Annotated in this window: 11 protein-coding genes; 3 read left to right on the forward strand and 8 right to left on the reverse strand. The window is 70.1% G+C overall.

Annotated elements, in window-relative coordinates; genetic code table 11:
- Positions 1-20 precede the first annotated feature (20 nt).
- Positions 21-1,382 carry a TolB family protein gene (locus EXE58_RS19665; RefSeq protein ID WP_208544140.1) on the forward strand — a complete coding sequence of 454 codons (1,362 nt, stop codon included), beginning with the start codon at positions 21-23 and terminating at the stop codon, positions 1,380-1,382.
- A 30-nt stretch (positions 1,383-1,412) separates the two neighbouring features.
- Here the strand turns inward: EXE58_RS19665 and EXE58_RS05735 are convergent, their stop codons facing one another.
- From EXE58_RS05735 to EXE58_RS05765, 7 genes are all read right to left on the reverse strand, one after another.
- Positions 1,413-2,672, reverse strand: coding sequence for a saccharopine dehydrogenase family protein (locus tag EXE58_RS05735; protein WP_135266971.1), 1,260 nt, complete (start codon positions 2,670-2,672; stop codon positions 1,413-1,415).
- Between the two features lie 4 nt (positions 2,673-2,676).
- On the reverse strand, positions 2,677-4,113 hold the full coding sequence (locus EXE58_RS05740) for a gamma-aminobutyraldehyde dehydrogenase (RefSeq protein WP_135266972.1): 1,437 nt from the start codon (positions 4,111-4,113) through the stop codon (positions 2,677-2,679).
- Between the two features lie 107 nt (positions 4,114-4,220).
- Positions 4,221-5,891: an amidohydrolase gene (locus tag EXE58_RS05745; protein WP_135266973.1), complete on the reverse strand. Its 1,671-nt coding sequence runs from the start codon at positions 5,889-5,891 to the stop codon at positions 4,221-4,223.
- A gap of 7 nt (positions 5,892-5,898) precedes the next feature.
- Positions 5,899-6,711, reverse strand: a complete 813-nt coding sequence (locus EXE58_RS05750) for an ABC transporter permease (RefSeq protein WP_135266974.1) — start codon at positions 6,709-6,711, stop codon at positions 5,899-5,901.
- On the reverse strand, positions 6,708-7,619 hold the full coding sequence (locus tag EXE58_RS05755) for an ABC transporter permease (RefSeq protein ID WP_135266975.1): 912 nt from the start codon (positions 7,617-7,619) through the stop codon (positions 6,708-6,710). The genes EXE58_RS05750 and EXE58_RS05755 overlap by 4 nt, the downstream gene beginning before the upstream one ends.
- Positions 7,616-8,773: an ABC transporter ATP-binding protein gene (locus EXE58_RS05760; RefSeq protein WP_135266976.1), complete on the reverse strand. Its 1,158-nt coding sequence runs from the start codon at positions 8,771-8,773 to the stop codon at positions 7,616-7,618. The genes EXE58_RS05755 and EXE58_RS05760 overlap by 4 nt, the downstream gene beginning before the upstream one ends.
- 5 nt (positions 8,774-8,778) lie before the next feature.
- Positions 8,779-10,020: an ABC transporter substrate-binding protein gene (locus tag EXE58_RS05765; protein WP_244242445.1), complete on the reverse strand. Its 1,242-nt coding sequence runs from the start codon at positions 10,018-10,020 to the stop codon at positions 8,779-8,781.
- Positions 10,021-10,179: 159 nt separating this feature from the next.
- On the opposite strand from EXE58_RS05765, the gene EXE58_RS05770 reads away from it, so the two are divergent.
- Both EXE58_RS05770 and EXE58_RS05775 read left to right on the forward strand, forming a co-directional pair.
- Positions 10,180-10,659: an Lrp/AsnC family transcriptional regulator gene (locus tag EXE58_RS05770; RefSeq protein WP_208544141.1), complete on the forward strand. Its 480-nt coding sequence runs from the start codon at positions 10,180-10,182 to the stop codon at positions 10,657-10,659.
- The gene (locus EXE58_RS05775) at positions 10,644-12,002 is read left to right on the forward strand and encodes an NAD(P)/FAD-dependent oxidoreductase (protein ID WP_244242446.1); all 1,359 of its coding nucleotides are present in this window, start codon (positions 10,644-10,646) and stop codon (positions 12,000-12,002) included. The genes EXE58_RS05770 and EXE58_RS05775 overlap by 16 nt, the downstream gene beginning before the upstream one ends.
- A 38-nt stretch (positions 12,003-12,040) precedes the next feature.
- Here EXE58_RS05775 and EXE58_RS05780 read toward each other — a convergent pair whose 3' ends face one another.
- A complete protein-coding gene (locus EXE58_RS05780) occupies positions 12,041-12,529 on the reverse strand; it encodes a pyridoxamine 5'-phosphate oxidase family protein (RefSeq protein WP_135266977.1) in 489 nt (162 codons plus the stop codon).
- Position 12,530: the final 1 nt, after the last annotated feature.

Genomic DNA, 12,530 nt, shown 5'->3' on the forward strand with positions numbered 1-12,530 from the left:
CCCGGGGGAAGGAACACGTCGTGCGCGGTCGTCCAGCTCAGGTCCTGATCAGTGCGTTGATCGCGCTCGTGGCAGCGTTGTCGCCGGGCGCTCCGGCAACCGCCGCTCCTGACCGGGGTCCCGCGCAGGCCCAGGCCCAGGCCACGGCCGGGCGCATCGTCTACGTCTGCGGGATGGACCTCTGCGCGGTCGACCCCGACAGCGGTGCCAGCGCCAGGATCACCAGCGACTCGGCCGGCTACCAGCACCCCAGCGTCTCCCTCGACGGCAACCGCATCGCCGCCGCGCGGGGCTGGGACGTCATCGCCGGCCCCTACGGCAGCAACCTCCCCGAGCAGTGGGCGACCGGCGTCGAGGGGCTCAACGAGGTGGCGATCTCGCCCGACGGGTCAGCCGTGGCCGCGACGTTCTGGTACACCAAGCTCGAGCTTCGCTACACCTACGTGTGCGGCGGCATGTGCCTCCAGGTGGTCCACTACCGCGCTGCGAGGTACTGGCCGAGCGCCGGGGCGACCCCGGTCAACCACTCCGGCACGACCGGGGTCGGCTTCCTGGGCAGCGGTTTGGTGAGCCGTGACCTCGGCGAGGGCGACTTCGGCCCCGAGGAGCAGCTGTGCGTCGTCGCGAACCCCACCGACGACGCCGACACGTGCGTCACCCGGGTCCGCGAGCCCTCGCCGCAGGCGCCCGGCGGTCGCGACGTGGTCTTCTCCCACCCGACCGGGTCTCCAGACGGCACCCTCGTCGCGGCCGCGCTCGGCCTGCAACCCGAGGCCGCCGGTGCCCTGGCCGACAATCCGGTGGGGGAGGAGCAGGTCGTCAACGTCTACGACGCGGCGAGCGGCGCGAAGATCACCCAGGTCGGCGAAGGGCTGAACCCCTCCTTCTCTCCCGACGGCACGCGCATCGTCTTCCAGGGGCGTGACGGCTGGCTCTACGTCGTGGGGGCGCAGGGTGGCACGCCCCGTCAGCTCGTGCAGGGGACTCAACCCACGTGGGGCGGCGGCTCGATCACTGCCCCGGTGACCGCCCCGCCGCCGCTCGAGGCCGCCCCGGTGGAGGCCGGCACGGTGAAGGTCGGCCGCAAGCCGCTGAAGGCGAAGGGGAAGAAGCTGACCGTCAAGGTCGCCTGCCCTGCGTCCGCCGAGGCCGGCTGCGCAGGTCTGGCCCAGCTGCGGACCCAGAAGAAGGACAGGGCGCTGAGCAAGGCGCGCAGCTACCGGATGGCCGCAGGCAGGACCACGAAGGTCAAGCTCACCCTGACCCGCAAGGGACTCAACGCACTACCCAAGGGCAAGGTGCGCAAGGCGCGCATCACCCTCACGACCGAGGGGGCCGACAAGCCGACGGTCCGCAAGAAGGTCAAGGTCCGGCGACGCTGACGGACCTTCCGTCCCGCCGGCGAGGACCGGTCAGACCTGGTCGTCGCGCAGCCCCCACGGGCTGCCGTACTCCCTGAGCAGGTCGAGGAACGGCACCGCGTCGAAGGCCTCCGGGCCCAGCACGCCGGAGCCCTTCCAGTCACCACGAGCTAGCAGCTCCAGGGCGACGACGGGGTTCACCGCGGTCTGCCAGACCACGCACTGGTGGCCGTACTCGCGCATGGACCACTCGTTGTCGACCACGTGATAGAGGTACGACGACCTCGGCCCCGTCGGGTTGCCCTGCTCGTCCTTGCCGGTGCCCGTCACCCAGAGCCCGGCACACGTCTTGCCGGTCATCCGCGGGCCGACCGAGGCCGGGTCGGGCAGCACTGCCGCCACCACGTCGCGCGGCGAGACCTCGACGGCACCCTTGGCCGACGGCACCCGGACGGGGTGCGTGCTGTCGAGCCCGAGCGCGTGGAGGGTGCGGAGCACGCCGATGAACTCCTCGCCGAGGCCGTACTTGAACGTCACCCGCTGGGCGTCGATCCAGCGCGGCATCAGGAGCACCTCCTCATGCTCGACGTTGACGCACTCGACCGGCCCGATCCCCTCGGGGAAGTCGAAGACCTCCGGCTCGCTGAACGGCTCGGTCGTGAACCACCCGCCGTCGGCGTCCTTGCGCGACCGCTCCCAGATCACCGGCGGGTTGAGGCACTCCTCGATCGTGGTCCAGATCGAGAACGACGGCGCGAAGATCTCGTTGCCGTCCTCGTCATGGACCGCGAGGTTGGCGCCGTCGCGGGTGCCGAGCTCCTCGATCTCGGAGAACAGGTGGTCGGCGGCGTAGCGCGCGAACACGTCGGACAGCCCCGGCTCGACGCCCATCCCGCAGAGCGCGAGCCGCCCGGCCGCCTCCCACTCGCCGGACTTGGCGAACTGCAGGTCACCGAGCTTCACCCCGACCTTCTCGTAGGGCACCTCCGGATGCCGCCGCGAGAGCGACATCGCCATGTCGAGGTAGTCGGCCCCTGCCGCGAACGCACCCTCGAAGATGGGCATCACGAATCGCGGGTCGACGGCGTTCATCACGTGGGTGATGTCGTGCTCGCGGCACAGGGCGGCCACCGAGTCGGCGGAGGACGCGTCGACGCGCGCACCCCTGAAGCGCGGATCAGCCTCCGCCGCCCGGTTGGCCCGTCCCTCGTCGTAGTCGGCGACCACGACGCTCTCGAAGAAGTCCCGACGGGCGGCGATGGCACAGAAGGCCGACCCCACGCCGCCGGCGCCCACCAGCAGGATGCGCATCGCGTCAGTCCTGACCGATGTAGCTCATCACGTGCTTGATCCTCGTATAGTCCTCGAGGCCGTACATGGAGAGGTCCTTGCCGTAGCCCGAGTGCTTGAACCCGCCGTGGGGCATCTCGGAGATGAAGGGGATGTGGGTGTTGATCCACACGCAGCCGAAGTCGAGGCGCTTGGACATCCGCAGGGCTCGGGCGTGGTCCTTGGTCCAGACGCTGGAGGCCAGGCCGTACTGCACGCCGTTGGCCCAGCGCAGCGCCTCGGCCTCGTCGCTGAACTTCTGCACGGTCATCACCGGCCCGAAGATCTCGGTCTGGATCTGCTCGTCGTCCTGCTGCAGCCCCGACAGCACGGTCGGCTCGTAGAAGTAGCCGACGCTGCCCTGGCGGGTGCCGCCGGTCTCGACCTTCGCGTGGTCGGGGAGCCGGTCGACCATGCCCGAGACGCGGGAGAGCTGGTCGGCGTTGTTGAGCGGGCCGTAGTAGGTGTCCTCGTTCGCCGGGTCGCCGGTCGGCATCCCCCGGGCCTGCTCGGCGAGCGCCGCGACGAACTCGTCGTGCACCCCCGGACCGGCGAGGATGCGGGTGGCGGCGGTGCAGTCCTGGCCGGCGTTGAAGAGGCCGGCGCCGGCGATGCCCTCGGCGGCCTTCTCGATGTCGGCGTCGTCGAAGACGATCACCGGGGCCTTGCCGCCGAGCTCGAGGTGGACCTTCTTCAGGTCGGCGGCCGCCGAGCCGGCCACCTCCATGCCGGCGCGCACCGACCCGGTGATGGCGACCATCTGCGGGATCTTGTGGGCGACGAGCTCGCGCCCTGTGTCGCGGTCGCCGGTGACGACGTTGAGCACGCCGGGCGGCAGGAACTCCTGGGCGATCTCCGCCAGCAGCGTGGAGCTGGCCGGCGTGGTGTCGCTGGGCTTGAGCACGATGGTGTTGCCGGCGGCGAGCGCCGGGGCGATCTTCCAGATCATCATGAGCAGCGGGTAGTTCCACGGCGTCACCTGGCCGACGACGCCGATGGGCTCGCGTCGCACCCACGAAGTGTGGTCTGCCATGTACTCCCCAGCGGACTTCCCCTCGAGCACCCGCGCGGCACCGGCGAAGAAGCGGAAGTGGTCGGAGGCGTACGGCATCTCCTCGGCCATCGTGAGCCCGAGCGGCTTGCCGGTGTCGCGGCACTCGACCTGGTTGATCTCCTCCACCCGCGACTCGATCGCGTCGGCGAGCTTGAGCAGCGCGTTGCTGCGGTCCTGGGGCGTCGTCTCGCCCCACGTCTCGAACGCTGTGGCCGCCGCCCGGTAGGCCCGGTCGACGTCCTCGGCGCCGGACTTCGGCGCCTGGGCGTAGACCTCGCCGGTGGTGGGGTCGATGACGTCGTAGGTCTCCCCCGACACCGAGTCGACCAGCTCGCCGTTGACCACGTTGCGGAACGTCTTGTCTGCCATGCAGGGAGACTAGCCAGTCTGCTGCGGAATCTGTAGGTCTCGCCCGGAAATGCTGATGAATCCGCCACTCACGACAACCCGGGCCGACTGAATCCCCACCAGGTCGCTCACGGCAGCGGCTCGGCCACCACGCGCCCGGCGACCCACGTCGACCGCACCCGCGTCGCGCCGATCTCCTCGACGGGCCCGGCGAAGGGGTCTCGGTCGAGGACCACCAGGTCGGCGACCGCACCGGGGTGCAGCTCCCCTGCCGCCCGATCGCCGTCCTGGTGGTTGATCCGTGCAGAGCCCGACGTGTAGGCCGCGAAGGCGCGCTCGAGGGTGAGGGCCTGCTCGGGCAGGAACGGGTCCTCCCCCTCGCGGCCGGGGGTGTCGTACGCCGTGCGGTTGACGCCGACGTGGATGGCGGCCAGCGGGTCGGGGGACGACACCGGCCAGTCGCTGCCGCACGCCAAGGGGGCGCCGGCGCGGTCGAGGTCGGCGAAGGGGTACTGCCAGCGTGACCGCTCGGGCCCGAGGACGGGCAGCGTCAGGTCGACCATCTGATCGTCGTGGCAGGCCCAGAGCATCTGCAGGTTGGCGGCGACGCCGAGCTCGGCGAAGCGCGGCACGTCGTCGGGGTGGACCAGCTGGACGTGCGCCAGCTGGTGGCGCGGCTCGCGATGTCCCGCCCGGGGTACGACACCCGCGGTGCCGGCGAACGCGTCGAGCGCCTCGCGCACACCGCGGTCGCCGATCGTGTGTACGTGGACCTGGAAGCCCTCCGTGTGCAGCGCCAGCACGGCCTGCCGGAGAACAGCGGCCGGCACGAAGCTGTGACCACGGTTGGCCGTGGCGTGGCCACAGCGATCGAGGTAGGGATCCAGCATCGCGGCCGTGCCGTTCTCGGCGACGCCGTCCTGCATGATCTTCACCGAGGTCGCCCGCAGTCGCCCGTGCGTGTAGGCCTCTCGGCGTGCGACGAGGTCGGCCACCTGCGCCGCGACACCGTCCACCCCGGCCGAGCGGTCCCACCACAGGGCCCCGACGACGGTCGCCGTGAGGTCTCCCGACTGCGCGGCCCTCAGGTAGGTCTCGGACGGGTCGTCCATCCCTGCGTAGGTGCCGAGGATGGCGTCCTGCCAGGCCGTCACTCCGGACTCGTGCAGATGGGCCTGGCCCGCGAGCAGGCCTTGTCGGAGCTCCTCGTCCGTGGTGGGCGGCAGGAGCCGCGACACCATTGCCATCGCGCCCTCGTGCAGGGTGCCGGTCGGCGCTCCCGAGTTGTCTCGCTCGATGCGACCGTCTGGCGGGTCAGGGGTGCCCGCGTGGATGCCGGCCAGCGTCAACGCACGGCTGTTCACCCACGCGCCGTGGTGGTCGCGGTTGGGCAGGAAGGCCGGCCGGTCGGGCACGACGGCGTCGAGGTCGGCGGCCGTCGGGTTGCCGCCCGGGAAGGCTGCCATCTCCCAGCCGCCGCCGAGGATCCAGTCCGCCTCCGGGTGCGCGGCCCCATAGGCGGCGACCGCCTCGACGTACGCCTCGCGCGACGAGACCCCGGACAGGTCGCAGCGGATGCGCTCCAGCCCGCCCTGCACGACGTGCACGTGGGCGTCGATGAAGCCCGGCGCGACCAGGCCACCGTCGAGGTCCACCACCCGGTCGGCGCCGGCGGCGGCGTCGGATGCGTCGCCCTCGGGCAGCACCGCCGCGACTCGGTCGTCCTCGACCAGGAGCGCGTGATCGGACAGGTGCCGGTGGCCGTCGAAGAGCCCACCACCGCGGAAGAGTGTGCGCACCTGTCGCTCAGCCCGCCGCGACGCGCGAACGCCGGCGGCTGTTGAGCTCACCGAGGACCACCAGCGCCAGGGCGGCGAAGAACATCACCGTGCCGATGACGTTGATCTGCGGCGGCACGCCACGCTGGGCGGCTCCCCACACGTACATCGGGAAGGTGACCCGCTGCCCGGCGTTGAGGTTGGTGATGATGAAGTCGTCGAAGGACAACGAGAAGCTCAGCAGGGCGGCCGCCAGGATGCCTGGGAACACCAGCGGGAACGTCACCTTCCGGAAGGTCTGGACCTCATTGGCGTAGAGGTCCATCGCCGCCTGCTCCAGCCGTGGGTCGAGGCCGGCCAGCCGCGCCTTGATCGTCACCACCGCGAAGCTGAGGCAGAACAGGATGTGCGCGATCAGGATCGTCCAGAAGCCCAAGGAGCCGGCGAAGCCGGTCGTCACGAAGAGCGCCAGCAGCGAGGAGCCCATCACGATCTCGGGCGAGGCCATCGGCAGGAAGGTCAGCACGTTGACGCCGGACCGGCCGCGGAAGCGATGGCGCGCGAGCGCGAATGCCATCAGCGTCGCCAGCGCCGTCGCGACCAGCGTGGCCAGCAGGGCGATGCGGATCGACAGCGAGACAGAGTCGCACAGCCCGTTGGGCTCGCACGGGGCTCGCCAGTTGTCGAGGGTGAACCCGTCGAACTGGTAGCTGATGCGCGAGGCCTGGTCGTTGAACGACATCAGGATCACGACGAAGACCGGCGTGAGGAGGTAGAGCAGCACCAGCACCCCGACGCCGAGCACCAGGTGGTCGCCGAGCCACCGTCCGAGCCTGGTCATACGAGCTCCTCGGTGCCCGCGCGACGGATGTAGAACAACACCATCGCGGTGATCAGGAGCATCAGGGTCACCGAGAGAGCCGCTGCCTCCGGGTAGGAGCCGCCCTCGAAGAGGTTCTGGATGACGTTGCCGATCATCTGCGTCTGGGGATTGCCCAGCAGCTCGGCGTTGATGTAGTCGCCGGCTGCTGGGATGAAGGTGAGCAGCGTGCCCGCCACCAGGCCCGGGAGCGACAGCGGCAGCGTGACCTTGCGGAATGTCGTGAAGGGCGAGGCATAGAGGTCGGCGCCGGCCTCCATCAGCCGTGGGTCGACCTTCTCGAGGGAGGCGTAGAGCGGCAGCACCATGAACGGCAGGAAGTTGTACGTCAGCCCGGTCACCACCGCGAAGGGGGTGGACAGCAGCCGTCCGTCCGGGTCGAGCACCTGGAGCCAGCGCAGGCCGTCCGCGATCCAGGCCTGGTCACCGAGGATCAGCTGCCACGACAGGGTGCGGATCAGGAACGAGGTGAAGAACGGCGCGATCACCGCGACCAGCATCAGGTTCTTCCACCTCCCGGCCTTGAACGCGATCGCGTAGGCGAGGGGATAGGCCAGCGCGATGCAGGCGAGCGTCGCGATGCCGGCGTAGACCAGCGACCTGACCAGCTGCTCGCGGTAGTCGCCGAGGACGTTGAAGTAGTTGGCCACCTCGCCGGTCATGGCGTAGCCGGTCTCCAGCGACCCGGCAGGGTCGTAGAGCGAGGTGCCGACCAGGGAGAAGAGCGGCACGATGAAGAAGACCAGGAGCCATGCCAGGGGCAGGGTCAGGAGCAGGACGGCCGTGCGCGTGCTGCGCCGGCCACGCTCCGGCGGGTCGGCCACCGCCCCCGGGGCACCGCCCGGCGCGATCCCGTGGGCAAGGCTCACGCGCCCTCCTCGTGCTCGACTCCCGCGTTGGCGTCCTGGGAGGCGTCGAGCAGGAACGAGTGGTCGGGCATCCAGTGCAGGTCGACCTTGTCGTCTGAACGGAACCGCTCGCGTGCCCCGGTGTTCTGCTCGAAGACCGTGAGCTGCTGGCCCCACGGCATGCGTACGACGTACTGGGTGCTGACGCCGATGAAGCTCACGTCGGACACGACACCGTCACGCAGCGTGTTGGAGTCGTCGCCGGGGTCGCTGCCGGCGGTGGCGAGGTAGATCTTCTCGGGGCGGACCCCGACCCAGACTGCACCCTCGGCGGCACCTGCGTCGGAGCCCTCCGCCCGCCGGGCGTGCAGCCGGGCGCCCTCGACCTCGACGCCGACGCTGTGCGGGTCGGACCCGAAGACGCTGCCGCGCAACAGGTTGGACTGGCCGAGGAAGTTGGCGACGAACGTGGTGGAGGGCCGCTCGTAGAGCTCCACCGGCGAGCCGAGCTGCTCGATGTGGCCGCCGTTCATGACCGCGACGGTGTCGGCCATCGTCATGGCCTCCTCCTGGTCGTGGGTCACGTGCACGAAGGTCAGCCCGACCTCGGTCTGGATGCGCTTGAGCTCCAGCTGCATCTGGCGGCGCAGCTTGAGGTCGAGGGCACCGAGCGGCTCGTCGAGCAGCAGCACCTTCGGCCGGTTGATCAGCGCACGGGCCAGTGCGACCCGTTGCTGCTGCCCGCCCGAGAGCTGCGCGGGCTTGCGGTCGGCGTACTCCCCGAGCTCGACGAGCTCGAGCATGTCGCGCACGGGACCCTTCACGTCCTTGCGCTTCTGCCGGCGCAGCCCGAACGCGACGTTCTCGAAGATGGTCAGGTGGGGGAACAGCGCATAGCTCTGGAAGACGGTGTTGACCGGGCGGCGGTAGGGCTTGTGGTGGGTGATCTCGTCCTCCCCGAGCCGGATGGTCCCGGCGGTGGGGTCCTCCAGGCCCGCGACCATCCGCAGCGTGGTCGTCTTGCCGCAGCCCGAGGGCCCGAGCAGGGCGAAGAACTGGCCCTCGGGGACGGTCAGGTCGAGGTCGTCGACGGCCGTGAACGAGCCGAACCGCTTCGTCAGTCCCGACAGGACCAGGTCGCCGCCGGAGCCCGGCTCGGTGATCTCAGCGTCCATCGCGGTCAGGCGCCGATCACCTGGTTGAACTCCTTGTCGTACTCCTCGCGCACCTTGGTGTCGAGGTTCATGAAGGAGAAGGTGCCGGCGAGGTCGTCCTCGGTCGGGAAGATGAGCGGGTTGCCGACCAGCGACTTGTCGATCTTCGCCATCTCCTCCTCCGCCCCCTGCACGGGACAGATGTAGTTGACCCACGCCGCGACACGGGCCGCCACCTCGGGCTCGTAGTAGTAGTCCATCAGCTTCATCGCGTTGGCGCGGTGGTCGGCCTTGTTGGGCACCATCATGTTGTCGCTCCAGAGACCGAGGCCTTCCTCGGGGGCGATGAACTTGATGTCGGGGTTGTCGTACTGCATGACGATGACGTCGCCCGACCAGGCCTCCGCCGCGACGAGGTCGCCCTTGTTGAGCGGCCCGGTGTAGTCGTTGCCGGTGAAGCGGCGCACCTGGCCGGAGTCGACGACCTCCCTCAGCCGCTCGATCGCGGCGGCCCAGTCCTCGTCGTCGAAGTCCTCGGGGTCGGCCCCGGTGGTCTTGAGGAAGAAGGCCATCGTGTCGCCCATCTCGGAGAGCATGCTGATCTTGCCCTTGAGGTCGGGACGGGTGCAGAACTCCTCCCAGCTGGCGATCTCGCCGGTGTACTTGGAGTTGTAGGCGATGCCGGTCAGGCCGCTCTGCCACGGCACGGAGTGCTTGCGGTCCTCGTCCCAGGCGGGACTGCGCAGCGACTCCACCATGTTGGCCTCGACGTTCGGCATGGCCGACATGTCGAGCTCCTGCATCCAGCCGAGGCCGATCATGCGAGCAGCCATCCAGTCGGTCATCACGATGATGTCGCGGTCGACCGGCTCGCAGGCGCCGAGCTGGTTGCGGACCTTGGCGAAGAACTGGTTGTTGTCGTTGATGTCGGTGTTGTAGGTGACGTCGATCCCGGACTGCTTCTCGAAGTCCTCCAGGGTCGGGAGCCGCTTGCCCTTCTCGTCGATGTAGAGCGGCCAGTTGGAGAACACCAGCTTCGCCTCGGTGTCGCTGAGGTCCTCGCTCTTGCACTCCTCGGCGCTCTGCTGCGTGCCCGAGGTGCCGCAGGCTGCGAGGAGGTTGGCCGAGGAGAGACCCAGGGCACCGAGCCCGACGCCGCGCAGCACGTTGCGGCGGGACATCATCTCGCGGGCCAGCTGCCGTGCCAGCCGGTCCGCCGCGCTGTCGTCGCCTCGGTAGGGCCCGTTCGTGCTCGTCCACCTGCTCATGCGGATCCTCCTCGGGGGGTTCACACTCGGTGGACGGATCGTGCCACGCATCAGATTCTCGGACAAGGGAATCCGTCGAACCACGACGCACCTGCAACGAATTCCAGAGGTCTGGGCACGGTAGTTGTGCGGATCGCCAGCGAGTGCCACGATTCGCCGGTGACGACTCGGCCTCATCGCGACTCCGCCCCCGTCCAGCTCGACGACGTCTCCAAGGCGATCATCGAGCAGCTCCAGCAGGACGGGCGCCGGTCCTATGCCGCTATCGGCAAGGTGGTCGGGCTCTCCGAGGCCGCCGTACGACAGCGCGTGCAGCGCCTGACCGACAGCGGGGTGATGCAGGTCGTCGCGGTCACCGACCCCCTCCAGCTCGGCTTCGCCCGCCAGGCGATGATCGGCATCCGCGTGACCGGACCGCTGGAGCCGGTGGCCGACAGGCTCACCGAGCTGGACGAGGTCGACTACGTCGTGATCACCGCTGGCTCCTACGACCTCCTCGCAGAGGCGGTGTGCTCCAGCGACGAGGAGCTGCTCGAGCTGGTCTCGCAGAAGATCCGTCGCATCGAGGGTGTGACCGGCACCGAGACGTTCATGTACCTCCAGCTGCGCAAGCAGACCTACTCGTGGGGTGTGCGCTGACCGGCTCCCGCTGGTCCGGGCTCTCCTTCTGGCACGAGACGGCCGGGACCGACTGGACCCCTCGCCCGTCGCTGCCTGCGTCGACCCGGGCCGACGTCGCCATCGTGGGTGCGGGCTACACCGGGCTGTGGACCGCCCACTACCTCGCCGAGGCCGCCCCGGGCCTGCGCATCGTGGTGCTGGAGGCGGAGGTCGCGGGGTACGGCGCCTCGGGGCGCAACGGCGGCTGGTGCTCGGCGCTCTTCCCCTCGCCCTTCGACGCCGCCCAGCACCGGGCGATGCGCGAGACGGTCGACGAGGTGGCGCGCGCCGCGACCGCCGAGGGCATCGACGCCCACCTCGCCAAGGGCGGCACCATCACCCTCGCGCGCACCCGTGCCCAGCTCTCGCGGGCGCGCGCCGAGGTGGACGAGGCTCGGAGCCGGGGTCGCGGCGAGGACGACCTGGCCCTGCTCGACAAGGCTGCCGCGGACGCCGTCCTGCGGGCGACCGGGACACTCGGCGCCACCTACACACCCGACTGCGCGGCCATCCATCCCGCTCGCCTGGTGCGCGGGCTCGCCGACGCGGTCGAGCGACGAGGTGTCGCGGTCCACGAACGCACCAGGGTCCGCACGATCTCTCCCCACCGGGTCGAGACCGACCACGGCACCGTCACCGCCGACTTCGTGGTGCGGGCGACGGAGGGCTACACCCCGCGGCTGACCGGGCAGGAGCGCGCCGTCGCCCCGGTCCACTCGCTGGTGCTCGCCACCGCTCCTCTCAGCACGAGCCAGTGGGACGAGGTCGGGCTGGCGCGCCGCGAGACCTTCGCCGACCACCGCCACCTGATCATCTACGGCCAGCGCACCGCCGACGACCGGCTCGTCTTCGGCGGCCGCGGGGCGCCCTACCGCTTCGGCTCCCGGATCACGACCGACTTCTCCCGCGACCACCGGGTCTTCGAGAGGCTGCGAGAGACCCTGGTCGACCTCTTCCCCGTGCTGCGCGACGTCGAGGTCACCCACCGGTGGGGCGGAGTGCTCGGCATCCCGCGCGACTGGTGCGCCTCCGTCGGCCTCGACCGCGACACCGGGCTGGCCTGGGCCGGCGGCTACGTCGGCGACGGCGTGAGCACGACCAACCTCGCCGGCCGCACCCTGCGAGATCTGGTCCTGGGTCGTACGACGCCGCTCACCGAGCTTCCCTGGGTCGACCACCGGTCCCCCGACTGGGAGCGCGAGCCGCTGCGGTGGGCCGGCATCAACGCGGGCCTGCGCGCCGCCTCGCTCGCCGACCTCGAGGAGCGGATCACGCGACGGCCCAGCGTCGTTGCCTCAGCCCTGGACCGGTTGACGCACTGATCTGGGAATCACCGGCCGGCCGGGGATTCAGATGCGGGTCAGAGCTGTACGACGCCGCTACTGTCGTCGTCCTCGTCCTCGGCCTTGTCGTCGCTCACGAGCCCCTTGACGAGCTTGACCACCATCGCGGCCTTGCCCGGGTTCTCCCAGTACTCCGCGGTGTCCGCGGTCACCTTGATCAGGCCGTTGTTGGGGTCCTGGGCATCGCCCTTCATGAAGGCCGACACCGACGGGTCCCACAGCTCCTCGAGCTTGGCGCGGTCCTCGCTCACCTCGGCGTTGCCGGCCAGCGAGACCCAGCCCTTGTCGCTGGCGTAGGCGACGTTGACGGCCGGGCGCTGCCTGATCGCGGCAACCTTGTCGGTGTCGAGCTCGGTGATGAACCACACCGTGCCCGGGTCGTCGAAGTCCTGGGTCCCGAGCGGCACGGACACGAGCCGGCCGACGTCGTCGACATAGGTGAGGACTGCGATCCGCGTCTTCTCCATGATCTCGGCAACGAGCTCTCGAGGGTCCTGGTCAGGCATG

The sequence above is a fragment of the Nocardioides seonyuensis genome, assembly GCF_004683965.1.
Lineage (GTDB): Bacteria > Actinomycetota > Actinomycetes > Propionibacteriales > Nocardioidaceae > Nocardioides > Nocardioides seonyuensis.

Excerpts from the sequence above, each read along its gene's own strand:
- EXE58_RS05735 (WP_135266971.1), bottom strand. The coding sequence starts at position 2,672 with ATGCGCATCCTGCTGGTGGGCGCCGGCGGCGTGGGGTCGGCCTTCTGT.
- EXE58_RS05740 (WP_135266972.1), bottom strand. The coding sequence starts at position 4,113 with ATGGCAGACAAGACGTTCCGCAACGTGGTCAACGGCGAGCTGGTCGAC.
- EXE58_RS05750 (WP_135266974.1), bottom strand. The coding sequence starts at position 6,711 with ATGACCAGGCTCGGACGGTGGCTCGGCGACCACCTGGTGCTCGGCGTC.
- EXE58_RS05760 (WP_135266976.1), bottom strand. The coding sequence starts at position 8,773 with ATGGACGCTGAGATCACCGAGCCGGGCTCCGGCGGCGACCTGGTCCTG.
- EXE58_RS05765 (WP_244242445.1), bottom strand. The coding sequence starts at position 10,020 with ATGAGCAGGTGGACGAGCACGAACGGGCCCTACCGAGGCGACGACAGC.
- EXE58_RS05780 (WP_135266977.1), bottom strand. The coding sequence starts at position 12,529 with ATGCCTGACCAGGACCCTCGAGAGCTCGTTGCCGAGATCATGGAGAAG.